Raw genomic sequence first — 18241 nt, 5'->3', positions numbered from 1 at the left:
CATGGACTCCTGGGGAGGGGACTGCAGCTATGCGCAGTGGAGCGAAAGTCGCCGTCGTCGGCGGCGCATTCCTGGTGGTCGCCAGTGGCGTGGGCTATGGCGGCTACAACCTGTACAACGGGCTGACCGGCCACGGCGGTGGCGGGACCGACACCAAGTCCGCTGTCTCGCCCAAGAAGAGCGGGCCGCTCAGCGCCGAGGAGATCGACAAGGCCGCGAAGGACTTCCTCGCAGCCTGGGCCGGCGGGAACGCGCCGGAGGCCGCGCAGCTCACCAACAATGCTGCCGAGGCCCAGCCGTTGATCGCCGGGTATCGCGATCAAGCCCATGTCTCCGCGGCCGTGATCACGCCCGGCGCGGCGGTCGGCGCGAAGGTGCCGTTCACGGTCAAGGCGACGGTGACGTACGAGGGGCAGAGCAAGCCCTGGTCGTACGCCTCCGAGCTGACCGTCGTGCGCGGGCTGACCACCGGGCGGGCGCTGGTCGACTGGGTGCCTGCCATCGTGCATCCCAAGCTGACGAAGGACACCTCGCTCAAGACGGACAAGGCCGCAGCCCCGCCGATCAAGGCCGTGGACCACAAGGGGCGGGAGCTGACGAAGGAGAAGTACGCCTCGCTCGGGCCCGTCCTGGACTCGCTGCGCAAGAAGTACGGCGAGAAAGCGGGCGGGACGGCCGGTGTCGAGCTGGTCATCTCGTCCAGCAACGAGTCCGCGCCCGACCAGACCCTGCTGACCTCACCAAGGGCAAGGAGGGCACGCTGACGACCACTCTGGACGCGGATGTGCAGGCCGCCGCGGAGAAGGCCGTGAAGCAGTACGGGCACGCGTCGGTCGTGGCGGTCAAGCCCAGTACGGGCGAGATCCGCGCCGTCGCCAACAGCCCCGCCGACGGCTACAACACGGCGATGATGGGCGCCCAGGCGCCCGGCTCCACGATGAAGATCGTGTCCGCGACGATGATGATGGACAACGGTGTCGTCGACGGACCGGGTACGAAGGTGGAGTGTCCGCCGACCGTCACGTGGGAGGGCGTCACCTTCCACAACCTCGACGACTTCAAGATTCCGGGCGGCACGTTCAAGGACAGCTTCCGCCGGTCCTGCAACACCGCCTTCATCAAGGCCGTCAAGCCGCTGAACAAGAGCGGCACCGCCGGCCGCGCACTGGGCGAGACCGCCCGCAAGTACTTCGGTATCGGCCTCGACTGGCAGACGGGCGTCGTCTCCGTCGACGGCAGCGTGCCGGAGTCCTCCGGCGCGGAGACCGCCGCCTCGTACATCGGGCAGGGCAAGGTCGCCATGAACGCGCTCAACATGGCCTCCATCACCGCCACCGCCAAGAGCGGCGCGTTCCACCAGCCGGTGATCGTCCCGCAGTCCCTCGACGACCGCGAACTGGCCACGGCCCAGCCGCTTCCGGGCTCCATCGCGCAGGCGCTGCGCGAGATGATGCGCGCCACCGCGCAGTACGGCACAGGCGCGCCCGCCATGTCCGGCGTCGGCGGCGACAAGGGCGCGAAGACCGGCTCGGCGGAAGTCGACGGCCAGGGCAAGTCCAACAGCTGGTTCACCGGGTACGCCGACGATCTCGCGGCCGCGGCGGTCGTGCAGTCGGGCGGCCACGGCGGCGATGCGGCGGGCCCGGTGGTCGCGCAGGTGCTGCGGGCCCGCTGAGGCGCGCGCGGCGCGGTGCTCGGCGCCTGAGGTAGGGCCCCCGGCGGAAAGCCGCTCGCGTGGCCCTTACAACGACCGCTAGCGTGCGGGCCATGAGCACTCACGACACCGACGCCCATCCCCGTTTCGCCGAGGCGCTGCGCGAACTGGGGCTCAAGGTCCCGGTCCGCCGCTTCCCCGACGCCACCCGTACCGCCGCCGAGGCCGCGGCCGCGATCGGCTGCGACGTCAGCGAGATCGTCAAGTCGCTGATCTTCGAGGCGGACGGCGTGCCGGTGCTGGTGCTGATGGACGGCTCGTCGCGGGTCGACGTCGAGCGCGTACGGCAGGAGCTGGGCGCCGAGTCCGTCAAGCGCGCGAACGCCGATCTGGTCCGGGAGACGACCGGTTACGCGATCGGTGGCGTCCCGCCCTTCGGGCATGCCACCAGGACCCGGGTGCTGGCCGACAGGGGACTGCTGGACCACGACGTGGTGTGGGCGGCGGCCGGGACCCCGCACACGGTCTTCCCGCTCGACCCCAAGACACTGATCGCGCACGCGGGCGGCACGCCGGTCGACGTCCGCGAGCGTACGGCGTGACTCTTCTCGTCGCCGTCGCGGTCCTCATAGCCGCCGTCACGCACGCCAGTTGGAACGCCATCGCGCACACCATCAAGGACCAGATGGTCGCGTTCACGCTGATCGCCGGCGGCGGCACGGTGATCGGGGCCGCGCTCGCCTGCTTCTCGCCGCCGCCCGACGCCGCCGCCTGGCCGTATCTCATCGCCTCCGCGCTGCTCCACGTCGGTTATCAGGCGCTGCTGATGCGCTCGTTCAGCCTCGGCGACTTCGGCCAGATGTATCCGATCGCACGCGGTACGGCGCCGCTGGTGGTGACCGTGCTCGCGGCGCTGTTCGTGGGCGAGAGCCTCAACGCCTGGCAACTGGCGGGCGTCGTCATCGCATCGGCGGGCCTGGTGGGGGTCGCCCTGTGGGGCATCAAGGGCTCCGGTGCCCATCCGCACTGGCCGGCGCTGCTGGCCGCGCTGGCGACCGGTCTGTCCATCGCCGCGTACACCGTTGTGGACGGTGTCGGCGTACGCGCCTCGGGGACGCCGCTCGGCTATATCGCCTGGCTGATGATCCTGGAGGGGACGCTGATCCCCGCGTACACGTTCTACGTCCACCGGGGCGCGCTACTCGCCCAGCTGCGCCCGTACGCGGCCCGCGGGCTGCTCGGCGCGGCGCTGTCGATCTCGGCGTACGGGCTGGTCCTGTGGGCCCAGACGAAGGCGCCGCTGGCGCCGGTCGCCGCGCTGCGCGAGTCGTCGATCATCGTGGGCGCGGCGATCGGAGCGGTGTTCTTCAAGGAGAGGTTCGGCGGTCCGAGGATTGCGGCGGCGGGGCTGATGGTGGTGGGCATCGGTCTGATGCTGCGGGCGAGTTGACGATCATCTCCCGGCATGGGGATGATCTCGCACCGGGCACATCAGCTGCTCCGCTTCGGCTGGCTGCATGCCCGCTGCTGCGCCTTCGCGGTCGCCCTCGTCGGCGGCATCGCGGTGCCCGAGTCGCGGGAAGCCTACGGGCCCCCGGTCTCTCCCCGCATGGCAGCTCCGGCCCAAAGCCTCTCCACCCCGCTCCGGCCGGTGGCCTGCCGGAAGTCCGGCAACCGGCATGCCTCATCGCCACGCTTCGTCGCAGCGTTCGTTCAAATGCTTCACGACCTTGTCCACCGGCGACTCGACGTCGCTGCACAGCCCGAAGACGCCCTTGAAGATCACCAGCCGACGAGTGAGCAGGATTGCAGCGGGGAATTCATACATGCCTCCCGTCGGCAGGGTCTCGAACTCCACCACCTCATCCCAGGAGACAAACTGAGACCGCCACACGCAGTGGCTGCGAACGCCCTCAGGCGTCACGCAAAGACGCCTGGCCAGGGTGCGCCACGTCAGCAACAGCCACACGCAAGCCAAGAGCGGATACAGCCACGGGTGAAGGAACGACGGCGAATCCTGGACAGCCTCAACCGCGGGGAACGCGAACATCTGGATGACGAGTACGTACAACGCCCACGTCCACCAGATCCTGATGGTCTGTCGCACGACGCCCCCTCCCCTGCCGTGAGCGTACCCACAACCGGCTTGCTCCAGGCCGCCAGCCACTCAGCACCTGCCCACCGCGTGCCCGTTCCGAGGGCCCGGCACGGGAAGCGCGGGAAACCACGGGAAGCCGCCCGGGCTGCCCGATCAGCCCCGTCGACCTGACCGTCTACGCCATCTGCGCCAAGGTGAAGAACGGCTGACGCTGCTCCGACCGATCCACGTCGGTGCGGACGGAGGAGCAACCGGAACGCGGGCAGGTCTCCGCCGTGTTCCGGTTGTCCGCCTCTACGGCACCGTTTCCGGCGGACAACAACAGCACCGAAGGACCACCAGCAACATCGTTGCCCATCGTGCGAGTTGGCCAGTCAAGGTCCTCAGCACGTTGTGCGGTCGTGGCGCACGCATGGGATCACTCGCGATGCACGACAGCCATGCCGGCGGCCGGAGTAATTACTGCTTCAGCAACGCTTGACCTCGATCATCGTGGGCGCGGCGATCGGAGCGCTGTTCTTCAAGGAACGTTTCGGCGGGCCGAGGATCGCGGCGGCCGGGCTGATGGTGGTGGGCATCGGGCTGATGCTGCGGGCGAGCTGACGGTGACCGAACCGCGCGGGGCGTTCGAGGCGTCCTTTTCGGCATGGGGATGAACTCGCACTGGGCCGGTCAGCTGCTCCGCTTCGGCTGGCTGCATGCCCGCAGCTGCGCCTTCGCGGTCGCGCTCGTCGGCGGCATAGGGCTCTCGGGCCTGCTGCCCGACGACCTGCCGATCGCCCGCTACGACCTGGTGCTGGTGTACGGGGTCCTGCTCGCGGTGCTGGCCAGGAAGGTCGGGTGGGACAGTGCCCGCGACACCGCGGTCATCGCCGGATGCCATCTGATCGGGCTGCTCTTCGAGCTGGTCAAGGTACGGATGGGCTCATGGAGTTACCCGGAGGAGGCCCTGACGAAGGTCGCGGGCGTGCCGCTGTACGGCGGGTTTCTGTACGCGGCCGTGGGCAGTTACGTCTGCCGTGCCTGGCACCTGTTCGACCTGCGCCTGGACGGCTACCGGCCCCGGATCATGGCCGTCCTCGCCGGTGCGGTCTATCTGAACTTCTTCAGCCACCACTGGCTCCCCGATCTCCGCTGGGCGCTGGCCGCGCTGCTGCTGTGCGCCACCGCCGGGACATCGGTGCGCTACCGCGTGGGGGCACACAGCTATCGCATGCCGCTCGCTCTGTCGTTCGTGCTCATCGGGTTCTTCCTCTGGGTCGCGGAGAACATCTCGACGTACGCGGGCGCATGGAGCTATCCGGACCAGCTCGGCGGCTGGCAGCCGGTGTCGGTGGCGAAGTTCGGGGCGTGGGCGCTGCTGATCACCGTCACGTTCGTCCTGGCGGCCGGGCAGCGCCGCCGGACGCCTCAACCGGCGTAGGCGGACTGTCGGAGCCTGCTGTCAGAGGCGGGGCGTACGGTCGATCCATGGCAGCCAGAATCGATTTGACGCTCGACTGCACGGACGCCCAGCTGCTCGCAGAGTTCTGGAAGCAAGCGCTGGGGTACGTCGACGAGCCCCCGCCCGCTCCCTTCAAGACCCGTGAGGAGTGGCTCGCGCAGTTCGACCTGCCCGAGGACGACTCCGAGGACGACGGGGCGTGGCTCTGCGATCCCGACGGCGTGGGCCCCCGGCTCTCCATGCTCAAGGTCCCCGAGCCGAAGTCCGCGAAGAACCGGCTCCATATCGACATCAGGGTGCCGGGGCATGGCAGCCCCGAGGAGCGGTGGGCCAGAATCCGGGCGGAGTCCGAGCGGCTGGTGAAGGCAGGCGGGATGGTCCTGGAGGAGATCGACGGGCATCACATCGTGATGGCCGATCCCGAGGGCAATGAGTTCTGCGTAGCCGCAGGCCCTGCCTAGGGCCTGTCGTTCGGATCTTGCCGGGTTCGCGTGCCCTGGCACGCACACTGATCCGGCCTGATCCAAACGACAGGCCCTAGGTCACCCGCCCTCCACGACCCCGGCGAACCCCGTGTTCACCGCCAGCAGCCCCCCGTCGACCCGCAGCGTCGTCCCGGTGATCCAGCCCGCGTCCCGCGAAGCCAGAAACGCCACCGCCGCCGCGATGTCGTCCGGCTCGCCCACCCGGCCCAGCGGGTAGACGCGGCTCAGCGCGTCGAGCTGAGCCTCGCGACCGGACCATGACGGCGTACGGATCGTGCCGGGGTTGACCTGGTTGACCCGGACGCCGCGGGGTGCCGCGTCGCCCGCCAGGGTGCGGGTCAGGGAGGCGAGGCCCGCCTTGGCGGCGCTGTAGGCGTGGTTGCCGAAGTCCTGCTCGGCGTTGACCGAGCCGATGTTGACGATCGCGCCGCGGCCGGATGCCGCCAGATGCGGCAGCGCCGCGCGGGCGCACCGGAAGGCGCCGGTCAGGGTGATGTCCAGGTCCCGCTGCCAGACGTCGTCCGGCTCGTCCTCGAAGAGCGGGGCGTCCACCCCGCAGGAGAACGCGTTGTTGACGAGCACGTCCAGCGTGCCGAAGCGCTCGACGGCGTACGCGACGGCCGCTTCGACTGCCGTACGGTCCCCCACGTCGCAGCCGCAGAACTCGGCCCCCGCGATGTCGTCCGCGGTCTTCGCGGCGCGTTCCGCGTCGACGTCGGTGACAAGGACGCGGGCCCCTTCGGCGGCGAGCCGTCGCGCGGTCGCCTCGCCGATGCCGCGTCCCGCGCCCGTGATCAGTACCCCGTACCCCTCGAAACGTCTCGTCACGCTGCTCATAGCGCCGAACGTACCGCCCTGATCAGCGCCTGGGCGCGCGGATCGGCCGTAACCCCCTTGCGCAGACCGTTGGTTACGTAGCCGAGCGCGACGCCCGACTCGGGGTCGGCGAAGCCGAGCGAGCCGCCGCGGCCGGGGTGGCCGAAGGAGCCGGGGCCGAGCAGCGGGCAGGCGGGGCCGTGGAGCATGAAGCCGAGGCCGAGGCGGGTGGGGACGATCAGGACACGGTCGGGGCCCGCCGATTCCTCGGTGCGGGCGAGGGTGAGGGTGGCCGGGGCGAAGAGCCGGGGAACGCCGCCTTCGACCTCGCCGATCGTGGCGGCGTAGAAGCGGGCGAGGGCGCGGGCGGTGGATATGCCGTTGGAGGCGGGGAGTTCGGCGGCGCGGTAGGCGGGGTCGTTCTCCTCGGGCAGCGGGTCGATCGCCCCGAAGGCCCGCCGGGTGAGGGATTCGGGGTTGCGGTAGGCCTCGGAGACGGCGGGCTTGGCGCGCAGTCTGAGCCCACCGCCGTCCGCCGCGGCCGGCTCGTCGACCGGGCCGATCCGGCCCACCCGGTGTGCCTCGTCCTGCGGCAGGCCGATCCAGAAGTCCAGGCCGAGCGGGCGGGCGATCTCCTCGGCGACCCAGCGGCCGATGGTGCGGCCGGTGACGCGGCGGACGAGTTCGCCGAGCAGCCAGCTGTAGGTCTGGGCGTGGTAGCCGTGGTCGGTGCCGGGCTCCCAGGCGGGGCGCTGCGCGGCGAGCGCGGCCGGTCCGCTCACACCGTCGGCTGCCTCGACAGGGGTGAGCGGACGGTCGAGGGCGGGCAGCCCGGCGCGGTGCGAGAGCAACTGGCGTACCACGACGCGCTCCTTGCCCGCCGCCTTGAACTCGGGCCAGTACGTGCCGACCGGGGCGTCCAGATCGATCTGCCCGCGCTGATGGAGCAGGAGGACGACGGCCGCGGCGACGCCCTTGGTCGCGGAACGGACGATCTGAACGGTGTCCAGGGCCCAGGGTTCGCGGCCGTCCACATCCCGGGTCCCGGCCCACAGGTCGACGACCTTGCGCCCGCCCCGGTAGACGGCGACGGCCGCGCCGCGCTCGCCGCGCTGCTCGAAGTTGCGCACGAAGGCGTCCCTGACCGGCTCGAAGCCTTCCGTCACCGTGCCCCGGACGTCCACCGCGCCTGTTCTGCCGCTCCCGCTCATGCCCCCATGGTGCAACGTGGTCCCCACGAGGTGACTGGCGGGTCAGCTCAACGGAATCGACCCCGCGCCGAGCAGTACCGGAGTGGCGTCAGAGGGACACAGACTGCGGGTTGAAGCCGAACGGCAGCTCCAGGCGGTGCGCGCGCATCAGCTCCTCGTCGCTCAGCAGCTCCTGCGTGGGCCCGTCCGCCGCGATCACGCCCTCGCTGAGGATCACCGCGCGCGGGCACAGCTCCAGCGCGTACGGAAGGTCGTGCGTGACCATCAGCACCGTGACGTCCAACGACCGCAGGATGTCGGCCAGTTCGCGCCTGGACGCCGGGTCGAGGTTGGACGAGGGCTCGTCCAGTACGAGGATCTCCGGCTCCATCGCGAGCACCGTGGCGACCGCCACCCGGCGCCGCTGCCCGAAGGAGAGATGGTGCGGAGGCCGGTCCGCGAACTCCGCCATGCCGACCCGGTTCAGCGCCGAGACGACCCGTGCCTCCAGCTCCGGTCCGCGCATGCCCGCCGCAGCGGGGCCGAAGGCCACGTCCTCGCGGACCGTCGGCATGAACAGCTGGTCGTCCGGGTCCTGGAAGACGATGCCGACCCGGCGGCGGATCTCCGCGAGGTTCGCCCTGGCGACCGGCAGGCCCGCGACCGTCACCGAGCCGACGCCGCCGGTCAGGATGCCGTTGAGGTGCAGGACGAGCGTGGTCTTGCCCGCGCCGTTGGGCCCGAGCAGGGCGACCCGCTCGCCGCGGTCCACGGTCAGGTCCACCCCGAACAGGGCCTGGTGGCCGTCGGGGTAGGCGTAGGCGAGGCCGCTGACCTCAAGAGATGCGGTGGTCATAGGGTCCAGCCAAGCAGACAGACCCCGAGGGCGGTCAACGGGAGTGCGGCGGCGTAGGTCCACTGCGCGCGGCTCGCGGTCACCTCGTCGATGACCGGCATCGTGCCGGTGTAACCCCGGCTCACCATCGCCAGATGCACGCGCTCGCCGCGCTCGTAGGAGCGGATGAACAGGGCACCCGCGGACTTGCCGAGGACGCCCCAGTGACGGATGCCCCGCGCCTCGAAGCCGCGCGACCTGCGGGCGATCGACATGCGGCGCATCTCGTCGGTGATGACATCCCCGTAACGGATCATGAAGGACGCGATCTGGACGAGCATCGGCGGCAGTTTGAGCCGTTGCAGACCGAGCAGCAGGGAGCGCAGCTCGGTCGTCGAGGCGAGGATCACGGAGGCGGCGACCCCGAGCGTGCCCTTGGCCAGGACGTTCCAGGCGCCCCAGAGTCCGGGCACGCTCACCGACAGGCCGAGCACCTGCACCTGCTCGCCCGGGACGACGAAGGGCATGAGGACCGCGAAGGCCACGAACGGGATCTCGATCAGCAGGCGCCGCAGCAGAAAGCCGGCGGGGATACGGGCCAGGGCCGCGACCGCTGCGAGCAGCACCGCGTACAGGGCGAAGGCCCAGACCGCCTCGCGCGGCGTGGAGACCACGACCAGGACGAAGCCGAAGACGGCGGCGAGCTTGCAGTGCGGGGGCAGCGCGTGGACCGGTGAGTGGCCGTGCCGGTAGAGCTTGTGGGTGTGGCCCGCGCCCATGTCAGACGGCTTCCGGTACGCGGGTGGGCTCGGCGTCCGGCGTACGGCGGCGGCGCAGCGACCAGAAGATACCGGTGCCCGCGACGACGGTGACGCCGACGCCGATCACGCCTGCCAGGCCGCCGGAGAGCCGGGCGTCGGCGATGTCCTTGACGCCGTAGTCGGCGAGCGGGGAGTCCTTGGCCGCGTGCTCCTCGACGTTTCTGTCGATGCCCTTGTCGGCGGCGACCTTCTCCAGGCCGTCGGGGCTGGCGGAGGCGTAGAAGGAGACGAAGCCCGCGAGGACGAGGGCGCCGACCAGGCCGGTGGCCCACACCGCGCGGGGGTGGGGGTACCTCCCACGCCGAAGGCTGTGGGGGAGGGCGGCGACGGGTACGGGCCGGGCGGCGGCCGGGGCGTCGACCAGTTCGCCGCCGACGCGCAGCTTGAGGGGGGCGGCCAGGCCCCGGGCCCCGTGGACGAGATCGGGCCGGACGGCGACGACCGCGCCGACGGTCAGCATGGTGATCACGGCCTCGCCGATGCCGATCAGGGTATGGACGCCGACCATCGCGGTCAGCACCTTGCCGACGGGGACGTCGGTGGTCCCCCCGACGGCGTAGATGGCGGTGAAGACGGCGGCCGCGGCCGGTACGGAGAGCAGTGCGGAGACGAAGGACGCGACGGCGATCGCGCGGCGCCCGCGGGGCAGCACCTTGAGCAGGCCGCGGAAGAGGGCGTACGCGACGACGACGGTGACCACACCCATGACCGTGATGTTCACGCCGAGCGCGGTGAGACCGCCGTCCGCGAAGAGGATGCCCTGCATCAGGAGCACGACGGAGATGCAGAGCACGCCGGTACAGGGACCGACGAGGATCGCTGCGAGTGCCCCGCCCAGCAGATGTCCGCTGGTGCCGGCGGCGACGGGGAAGTTCAGCATCTGCACGGCAAAGATGAACGCGGCGACCAGACCGGCCAGCGGCGCGGTGCGTTCGTCCAGCTCACGGCGGGCGCCGCGCAGGCTGACGGCGACCGCACCGGCGGCAACGACTCCGGCCCCCACCGAGACCGGGGCGTTGATGAATCCGTCGGGGACATGCATGTCGGGCTCCGCTTCGGACAGATGAATAACTGTTCAATGATAGAGCCTTGTTGCAAACGACTTGCAAGAGCGGGTCTGTCACAAATGGAGGTCGAGTTTCAGGCCAGAAATATGGGACATTAGATGACAAAGAGGACGAGCGTGAGGAGCCGGCCGATGTCCGCAGTCGTCGAAGATCACGCATTGGCCCGGATCGTCACTGACGCTCCGCAGAATCGCTCCGTCGACGTCGTGCTGGGCTACGACCCCGACGAGGACCCGCAGGCAGTGTGCTTCGCGTTCCCCAGCGGCCGCGCCTGGAGCTTCCCGCGCGAGCTGCTGGAAACGGGGCTTCGGGCCCCCACGCGCAAGGGCGACATCGAAGTCTGGCCGTGCGGCCGTGTCCAGACGGTGGTGGAGTTCCATACCCCGGATGGCGTAGCGGTGGTGCAGTTCGATTCGAAGGTGCTCATCCGCTTCCTGCGGCACACATACGCGATGGCCGCACCCGCCACCCAAGGGTGATGAGTACGGCCACCGAGTGCCGCGACGGACCCCGTCCCCACGGTGCCGTCGCGCCGCCGGGGACGCGCGCGCCGCTCGAAGCGCTGCCCCCGGAGCCCTGCAGCTAGGGCGTGTTTTAGAAGTCCCGCCTGCCCCGCGACGCCTGGCACGCACACTCGCGGTGTTGTCGGAGTCGCCCAAGTACGTCCAGTACGAGGGCGATCCTCCGCCTTGCGATTGCACGCACCAGACGCCGCGGGGCCCGCCCTGCGGGCGGACGGCGCTACTTCTAAAACACGCCCTAGACGCGTACCAGCTTGCGCTCCTCGTCCGGGTCCTCGGGACTGCCGGCGAGTTCCTTGTGCAGCTTCTCGCCCTCGACGTCCACATTCGGCAGCGCCCGGTCGAGCCAGCGCGGCAGCCACCACGCCTTGTGGCCGAGCAGCGCGAGCACGGCGGGCACGATCGCCATCCGGACCACGAAGGCGTCGAAGAAGACCGCGATCGCGAGGCCGAAGCCGATCATCTTGATCATCTGGTCGCTGGAGCCGATGAAGCCGGAGAAGACCGCGATCATGATGACGGCCGCCGCCGTGACCACACGCGCCCCGTGCTTGAAGCCGGTGACGATCGCCTCGCCGGGCCGCTCGCCGTGGACGTACGCCTCCCGCATGCGCGTGACCAGGAAGACCTCGTAGTCCATGGCGAGACCGAAGACGACGCCCACCATGAAGATCGGCATCATCGACATGATCGGGCCGGTCTGCTCCACGCCGAACAGCGAGCCGAGCCAGCCCCACTGGAAGACGGCGACGACCGCGCCGAGCGCCGCGACGACCGAGAGCAGGAAGCCGAGGGCCGCCTTCAGCGGGACCAGGACCGAGCGGAAGACCACCATCAGCAGCAGGAAGGCGAGTCCGACGACGAGCGCCAGATAGGGCAGCAGTGCGTCGTTCATCCTCTGCGAGAAGTCGATGTTCATCGCCGTGGCGCCGGTGACCAGCACGTCGTCGCCACTCTCGGCCCGGATGGAGTGGACGAGGTCCTCGGTCTCGAGCGAGGACGGCCTGTCCTTCGGTACGACCGTGATCATCGCGGTGTCGCCGGACTTGTTGAGGGTCGGCGGGGTGACGGCCACGACGCCGTCGAGGCCCTTGATGTCCTTGACCGTGCGGTCGGCCGCGCTCTTGTCGCCGTCGACGACGACCAGCAGCGGGCCGTTGACGCCGGGGCCGAAGCCGTCGGACAGCAGGTCGTACGCCTTGCGCTGCGTGGTGCTGACCGGCTGCGAGCCGTCGTCGGGCAGGCCCAGCTCCAGCGAGGACGCCGGTATGGCCATCGCGCCCAGGCCCACCACACCGGCGAGCAGCACGGTGACCGGGCGGCGCAGGACGAAGCGGGACCAGCGGGTGCCCATGTTCGGCTTGTCGCTCGTCTCCTTGCCCTTGCGGACCTTGCGGCCGAGCACCCGCTTGCCGGCGAAGCCGAGCAGCGCGGGTATCAGGGTGAGCGCGATCAGGACCGCGATCACGACGGTGCCGGCGGCCGCGAAGCCCATCTTGGTGAGCATCGGGATGTTGACGACGGCGAGGCCGACCAGCGCGATGACCACGGTCAGGCCCGCGAAGACGACCGCGGAACCCGCGGTGCCGACGGCCCGTCCCGCCGCGTCCTCACGTTCGCGGCCCTCGGCGAGCTCCGCGCGGTAGCGGGAGACGATGAAGAGCGCGTAATCGATGCCGACCGCGAGGCCGATCATCGTCGCGAGCGTCGAGGTGGTGGAGCCCAGGTCGAGGACGTTCGCCAGCGCGGTGATCGTGGAGATCCCGATGCCGACGCCGATGATCGCGGTGAGCAGCGGAAGTCCGGCGGCGACCAGCGAGCCGAAGGTGATGACGAGGACGACCGCGGCGATGGAGACACCGATGATCTCGCCCGACCCGGTCTCCGGGGCGGCCTGCAGCGCGTCGCCGCCGATCTCCACGGTCAGCCCGCTCTCACGCGCCTGAGTGCCGGTCTCCTTCAGCGCCTCGCGCGTCTTGTCGCTCAGCTCCATCCCGCTGACCTTGTACGTGACCGATATGTACGCCGTGCCGCCGTCCTTGGAGACGGCCTTCGCGGTGAACGGGTCGGTGACGGAGGAGACTTGGTCGGAACCGGCCTTCAGCGCGGAGACCGCCTTGTTCACCACGGCCTTGTTGGCCGGTTCGGTCATCTTGCGGCCGTCGGGCGCCTTGAAGACGACCCGCGCGGTCGCGCCGTCGGGGGTGGCTCCCGGGAAGCGCTCCTCCAGCAGGTCGAAGGCCTTCTGTGCCTCCGTTCCCGGCATCGAGAAGGACGACGAGGCGGCGGTGGACGCGGAGGCCGCGCCGACCCCGGCGAGCGCCAGCAGCGCCACCCACAGCAGTGCGACGAGGCGGCGGCGCCGGAAGGCGGACCGCCCGAGTTTGTAGAGGAACGTGGCCACGAGGGCGTACTCCCGTGTGTGAGGTGAACAGGGCATGGGGAGCCGGCCCGACGACGAGAGCGGCGCGCGTCAGGGTGCTGCTGGGTGGTGCGGGGAGGTCTGTGCGTCAGACGCCGAGGGCGGGGAGGACCACGGCGTCGATGTATTGCTTGATGAAGGCCGGGTCGGGAGTCCGGTCCTCGATGAGCTGCCGGGCGACGAAGGCGCCGACCAGCATGTGCGGGACGAAGCCGAGCGCGCGGTTGTCCACGCTGACCTCGCCCCTTTCCACGGCCCGCCGCAGCAGCGTGTCGAGTCCGGTGATCTCGGGCTCGATCAGCAGCTCGCGCAGAGCGCGGTGGAGATCGGGATTGCCATGAATGGCCTGGGCCAGACCCCGCATCAGCGCGGAGTCCTTCTCCATCTGACAGTCGTCGGTGCGCTCCACCATGGCGTGGAAGTCGCCGCGCAGAGTGCCGGTGTCGATGTCGGCGACGCTCACCGGCTTGTTGTGCCGCAGCGACGTGACGACCAGTTCCGGCTTGCTCCGCCACTGGCGGTAGAGCGTGGCTTTGCTGGACCGGGTACGGGCGGCGACGGCGTCCATCGTCAGGGCGTCGTAGCCGACCTCCCGCAGCAGGTCGAGCACGGCTTCGTACAGCTCTGCCTCGCGCTCGGGCGTGAGCCGGCTGCGCGGTGTCATGGTCGACCTCCTTTCACGTCCGAGCTGTCACATCCGAACCGCCTCATCCGAACGAAACGGTTTCGTACACCACGACCGTAACCCAGACCGTCCGCGAAACGAAACCGTTTCGCTTGTGTCCTGGGTCACCTCGCGAATTCACCCCGCCCCACAAGTTGCCCCACCCCCATGGCGCGGAAAGCATTGGGGGGTGAGTGACGACGTCGCGTATCTCCGTTTCCCGCATCTGCACGACGACTTGCTGTGCTTCGCCGCCGAGGACGATCTCTGGATCGCCCCCCTGGTACCGGCCGGGCACCGGCCCGGACGCGGCTGGCGCCTCACCGTCGACCGCACGCGGGTCGGCCATCCACGCTTCTCCCCCGACGGCAGCCAGATCGCGTACACGACCTGGCGCAGCCTCGATCCGGAGATCCATCTGGCGCCGGTCTCCGGCGGGCCCGCGCGGCGGCTGAGCTACTGGGGCTCGACCGACACCCGGGTCTGCGGCTGGGACCCGGACGGCAACATCCTCGCCGTCTCCTCCCACGGCCAGCCCTTCTCGTACTTCTCCTGGGGCTACAAGGTGGCCACCGACGGCTCCCCCGGCAAGCGGCTGCCCTGGGGCCCGGCCTCCGACATCCAGGTCGCCGACATCGACGGAGAACACCGCACGCTGCTGCTCACCGGCAAACCGCCGCACGAACCGGCCGCGTGGAAGCGCTACCGGGGCGGGGCCACCGGACGGCTCTGGCTGCACGGGGAGCGACTGCTCGCCGACATGCAGGGGCATCTGGACTGCCCGATGTTCGTCGCGGGACGTATCGCGTTCCTCTCCGACCACGAGGGCGTGGGCAATCTCTACTCCTGTCTGCCCGACGGGACCGATCTCCAACGGCACAGCGACCATGACGCCTTCTATGCCAGGCACGCCTCGAGCGACGGTCGCAGGGTGGTCTACCAGTGCGCGGGCGACCTGTGGATCGTCGACGATCTGACCGTGCCGGACGCCCGGCCGCGCAAGCTGGAGGTACGGCTCGGCGGACCGCGGGCCGGACGGCGGACCTATCAGGTCCCGGCCGCCAGCCACGTGGACTCGATCTCGGTGGACACGACGGGACGGGCGAGCGCGGTCACGGTGCGCGGCAGTCTGTACTGGCTCACGCACCGCGACGGGCCCGCGCGGGCGATCGCGGACACCGCGGGCGTACGGGTCCGGATGCCGGAGATGCTCGGCACCGGCGGCCAGGTCGCGTATGTCACGGACGCGGAGGGCGAGGACGCCGTCGAGATCGCGTACCTGCCGAGGGCGAGCGGCGACCGGGAGCCGCGGCGGCTGGCCGCAGGGGAACTGGGCCGCGTCCAGGAGCTGGTGTCGGACCCGGACGGGGAGCGGCTCGCGATCGCCTCGCACGACGGGCGCCTCCTGCTGATCGACGCGGCCGAGGAGGCTGGGGGCACCTCCCAGGCCGAAGGCTCTGGGGGAGGGGAAGTGACCGAACTGATCCGCTCCACCAACGGGCCGGTCCGCGATCTCGCCTTCTCGCCCGACGGGCACTGGCTGACCTGGTCCCAGCCGGGCATCGGCCGCTCGCTGCGGCAGATCAAGATGGCCCGGATCAAGGACCGCACGATCGTCGATGTCACCAACGGCCGCTTCGAGGACGAGAATCCGGTCTTCACGCGGGACGGCCGCTATCTCGCCTTCCTCTCCTGGCGGGGCTTCGACCCGGTGTACGACGTGCACACCGGCGACCTGTCCTTCCCGCTGGGCTGCCGCCCCTATCTCGTACCGCTGTCGTCGGCGACTCCCTCGCCGTTCGCGCTGCTGCCGGACGGGCGGCCCGCGGCGGGCGGGCTCGATCCGCTGGACGAGCCGGGGGAAGGGGCCGCGGAAGGGACGGTGACGGTCGAGGTGGAGGGTCTTGAGAGCCGGGTGACACCCTTCCCGGTGGCTGCCTCCAAGTACTCGGCTCTGCACCCCGTCAGCGGGGGCGGCCTCGTCTGGCTGCGCTGGCCGATCTCCGGGGCGCTCGGCGAGACCTTCGCCAACCCGGCGGACCCCTCACACCGCCCCACGCTGGAGCACTTCGACATCACCAAGGCCCGCAAGACCGAACTGGTCGGCCATCTCGACTGGTTCGCGGTCAGCGGCGACGGCAGCCGGCTGGTGGTCATGGACGACGGGGAGCTGCGCGCGGTACCGGCGACCGAGTCCGGCGACAGCGACTCGACGGTCTATCTGGACCTGCGCCGGATCATGCACGAGGTGGATCCGGCGTCCCAGTGGCGCCAGGCGTACGCGGAGGCGGGCCGCATCGTCCGCGCGTTCTTCTGGGAGCCGGGGATGTGCGGCATCGACTGGGACGCGGTGCTCGACCAGTACCGCCCGCTGGTCGAACGGGTCGCGTCACCGGACGAGTTCGCGGACCTGCTGCGCGAGGTGATGGGCGAGCTGGGCACCTCGCACGCGTACGTGACGGCCGCGCGGCGCAACGAAGGGCCGCCGCACTACCAGCGGGCGATGGGGCTGCTGGGCGCGAACCTGGTCTGCCGGGACGGCAGTTGGGTGGTCAAACGGATCCTCCCCGGCGACTCCTCGGACTCCAAGGCCCGCTCACCCCTGGCCGGTACGGGCATCCGCGAAGGCGCGGTCCTCACCCATGTCGACGGCCGCCCGGTCGATCCGGTGAAGGGCCCCTACCCGATGCTCTCGGCGGCGGGCGGCACAACGGTCGAGCTGACCTTCCGGCCCCCCGAGGGCGACGGTCCCGCGCGGCGGGTGGCGATCGTCCCGCTGGTGGACGAGCGGCCGCTGCGCTACCAGGACTGGGTGGCCAAACGCCGCGAGGTGGTCCTGGAGTTGAGCGGCGGAAAATGCGGCTACCTCCACATCCCGGACATGGGCGGCTCGGGCTGGGCGCAGTTCAACCGCGATCTGCGCAGGGAGATGTCACGCCCGGCGCTGATCGTCGACGTACGGGGCAACGCGGGCGGCCACATCAGCGAGCTGGTGGTGGAGAGCCTGACCCGGAAGATCATCGGCTGGGACCTGACACGGAACGCCCAGCCCGTCTCGTACGCCTCGAACGCGCCACGCGGTCCGGTGGTCGCGCTGGCGGACGAGGCGACGTCGTCGGACGGCGACATGATCACGGCGGCGTTCAAACTGCTGGGCCTGGGCCCGGTGGTGGGCAGCCGGACCTGGGGCGGGGTGGTGGGCATGACCGGCCGCCACCGCCTCGGCGACGGGACGGTGATCACGGTCCCGATGAACGCGGCCTGGTTCGACGCGTACGGCTGGGGAATCGAGAACCACGGCGTCGACCCGGACCTGGACGCCCTGCGCACCCCTCTGGACTGGGCGGAGGGCCGCCACGTCCAGCTGGACGACGCGATCCAACTGGCCCTGGACCTGCTGAAGACCCACCCGGCGGCGATGCCCCCGGACTACTCCGACGCCCCGGACCTGCGCAGGCCGAAGCTGCCGCCGCGGAGGGCTTGAGGGGCGCGGACTTGGGGGCGCGGGCTTGAGGGGGCACCCGGCTCACCTACGCAGTCGCCGGTCCAGCGCCATCGACAGTTCCGCCTCGACCACGCTCTTCGCCAGCGGGCGCAGTCTCTCCACCTCGCCCTCCGGCGTGTGGGCGCTCAGCACCTCGGCGAACAGGTCCGCCAGCGCGTCCGCATGGGAGCGGACCCGGCGGGCCGCGTCCAGGACCACCGAGAGCGGAACTCCCTCGCGCACCAGCGCGGCCGAGACGTCCAGCAGACGGCGGCTGATGTGGACGATCTCGTCGCCGTCGGTCGCCAGATAGCCGAGGTCCAGCGCGGCGGCCAGATTCTCGGGCGTGACCTCGCCCTCGAAGTAGTCGGCCAGTTCCTCCGGGCTGAGCCGCACCGGGGTCTCCTCGGTCGGCTCGCCGAGGCCGAGCACCTCGCCGACGTCCCGGCCGCTCTCGAACGCCGTGGCCAGGTCCGCGATGCCGTTCAGCGTGTGGCCGCGCTCCAGCAGGGCCGCGATCGTACGGAGCCTGGCGAGGTGGTGCTCGTCGTACCAGGCGATGCGGCCCTCGCGGCGGGGCGGCTGTATCAGCCCGCGTTCGCGGTAGAAGCGCAACGTGCGCACCGTGATGCCGGCCTCCTTGGCCAGCTCCTCCATGCGGTACTCGCGTACGTCAGCCACAGGGGAAGCCTATGTTGTACCGCCGGTAACTTGTCGCGTCCTACCCCTACCGCGAGATA

Annotated in this window: 15 protein-coding genes and 2 pseudogenes; 8 read left to right on the top strand and 9 right to left on the bottom strand. The window is 70.5% G+C overall.

Annotated elements, in window-relative coordinates; all coding sequences use genetic code 11:
• The first annotated feature begins 29 nt into the window (after positions 1–29).
• The 3 genes and pseudogenes from OG905_RS23920 to OG905_RS23910 all read left to right on the top strand — a co-directional run bounded on the left by OG905_RS23920 (position 30) and on the right by OG905_RS23910 (position 3104).
• Positions 30–1675, top strand: a pseudogene (locus tag OG905_RS23920) (penicillin-binding transpeptidase domain-containing protein).
• A 92-nt stretch (positions 1676–1767) separates the two neighbouring features.
• Entirely contained in the window at positions 1768–2256 is a 489-nt protein-coding gene (locus tag OG905_RS23915) for a YbaK/EbsC family protein (protein ID WP_328676921.1), read from the top strand.
• A complete protein-coding gene (locus OG905_RS23910; RefSeq protein WP_328676920.1) occupies positions 2253–3104 on the top strand; it encodes a DMT family transporter in 852 nt (283 codons plus the stop codon). Before OG905_RS23915 ends, OG905_RS23910 begins: the two co-directional genes overlap by 4 nt.
• Positions 3105–3338: 234 nt before the next feature.
• On the opposite strand, the gene OG905_RS23905 is transcribed toward OG905_RS23910, so the two are convergent.
• Positions 3339–3761 carry a hypothetical protein gene (locus tag OG905_RS23905; RefSeq protein WP_328676919.1) on the bottom strand — a complete coding sequence of 141 codons (423 nt, stop codon included), beginning with the start codon at positions 3759–3761 and terminating at the stop codon, positions 3339–3341.
• Between the two features lie 465 nt (positions 3762–4226).
• Between OG905_RS23905 and OG905_RS23900 the strand changes: the two are divergent.
• The 3 genes and pseudogenes from OG905_RS23900 to OG905_RS23890 form a co-directional block, all read left to right on the top strand.
• Positions 4227–4355, top strand: a pseudogene (locus OG905_RS23900) (EamA family transporter); the annotation flags it as partial.
• A 43-nt stretch (positions 4356–4398) separates the two neighbouring features.
• Positions 4399–5175, top strand: a complete 777-nt coding sequence (locus tag OG905_RS23895; RefSeq protein WP_328676918.1) for a DUF817 domain-containing protein — start codon at positions 4399–4401, stop codon at positions 5173–5175.
• A gap of 47 nt (positions 5176–5222) precedes the next feature.
• Complete coding sequence (locus OG905_RS23890; protein ID WP_328676917.1) at positions 5223–5657, top strand: VOC family protein; 435 nt, start codon at positions 5223–5225, stop codon at positions 5655–5657.
• 81 nt (positions 5658–5738) lie between these two features.
• On the opposite strand, the gene OG905_RS23885 is transcribed toward OG905_RS23890, so the two are convergent.
• The 5 genes from OG905_RS23885 to OG905_RS23865 form a co-directional block, all read right to left on the bottom strand.
• Positions 5739–6518 (bottom strand): SDR family NAD(P)-dependent oxidoreductase, encoded by a 780-nt coding sequence (locus OG905_RS23885; protein ID WP_328676916.1) that lies wholly within the window; start codon positions 6516–6518, stop codon positions 5739–5741.
• Positions 6515–7681 carry a serine hydrolase domain-containing protein gene (locus OG905_RS23880; protein WP_328682556.1) on the bottom strand — a complete coding sequence of 389 codons (1167 nt, stop codon included), beginning with the start codon at positions 7679–7681 and terminating at the stop codon, positions 6515–6517. The genes OG905_RS23885 and OG905_RS23880 overlap by 4 nt, the downstream gene beginning before the upstream one ends.
• A gap of 115 nt (positions 7682–7796) precedes the next feature.
• Entirely contained in the window at positions 7797–8543 is a 747-nt protein-coding gene (locus tag OG905_RS23875) for an energy-coupling factor ABC transporter ATP-binding protein (protein WP_328676914.1), read from the bottom strand.
• A complete protein-coding gene (cbiQ, locus tag OG905_RS23870) occupies positions 8540–9301 on the bottom strand; it encodes a cobalt ECF transporter T component CbiQ (protein ID WP_328676911.1) in 762 nt (253 codons plus the stop codon). The genes OG905_RS23875 and cbiQ overlap by 4 nt, the downstream gene beginning before the upstream one ends.
• A 1-nt stretch (position 9302) precedes the next feature.
• Positions 9303–10385 carry an energy-coupling factor ABC transporter permease gene (locus OG905_RS23865; RefSeq protein ID WP_328676909.1) on the bottom strand — a complete coding sequence of 361 codons (1083 nt, stop codon included), beginning with the start codon at positions 10383–10385 and terminating at the stop codon, positions 9303–9305.
• Positions 10386–10541: 156 nt separating this feature from the next.
• Here OG905_RS23865 and OG905_RS23860 point away from each other — a divergent pair, with 156 nt between their 5' ends.
• Entirely contained in the window at positions 10542–10889 is a 348-nt protein-coding gene (locus OG905_RS23860) for an SsgA family sporulation/cell division regulator (RefSeq protein WP_266475655.1), read from the top strand.
• 280 nt (positions 10890–11169) lie between these two features.
• On the opposite strand, the gene OG905_RS23855 is transcribed toward OG905_RS23860, so the two are convergent.
• Together OG905_RS23855 and OG905_RS23850 are read right to left on the bottom strand one after the other, a co-directional pair.
• Positions 11170–13335 carry an MMPL family transporter gene (locus OG905_RS23855; RefSeq protein WP_328676906.1) on the bottom strand — a complete coding sequence of 722 codons (2166 nt, stop codon included), beginning with the start codon at positions 13333–13335 and terminating at the stop codon, positions 11170–11172.
• A 106-nt stretch (positions 13336–13441) separates the two neighbouring features.
• Positions 13442–14017, bottom strand: coding sequence for a TetR/AcrR family transcriptional regulator (locus tag OG905_RS23850; protein WP_328676905.1), 576 nt, complete (start codon positions 14015–14017; stop codon positions 13442–13444).
• A gap of 190 nt (positions 14018–14207) precedes the next feature.
• On the opposite strand from OG905_RS23850, the gene OG905_RS23845 reads away from it, so the two are divergent.
• Positions 14208–17501 (top strand): S41 family peptidase, encoded by a 3294-nt coding sequence (locus tag OG905_RS23845; RefSeq protein WP_328676904.1) that lies wholly within the window; start codon positions 14208–14210, stop codon positions 17499–17501.
• Positions 17502–17543: 42 nt separating this feature from the next.
• Here the strand turns inward: OG905_RS23845 and OG905_RS23840 are convergent, their stop codons facing one another.
• Positions 17544–18158 carry a MerR family transcriptional regulator gene (locus OG905_RS23840; protein WP_328682554.1) on the bottom strand — a complete coding sequence of 205 codons (615 nt, stop codon included), beginning with the start codon at positions 18156–18158 and terminating at the stop codon, positions 17544–17546.
• Positions 18159–18241: the final 83 nt, after the last annotated feature.

Origin of the sequence: Streptomyces sp. NBC_00322 (assembly GCF_036147535.1) — a bacterium.
Classification (GTDB): Bacteria; Actinomycetota; Actinomycetes; order Streptomycetales; family Streptomycetaceae; genus Streptomyces.
Note: the sequence above shows the minus strand (reverse complement) of the source record. Positions and strands in the feature narration are given on the sequence as shown.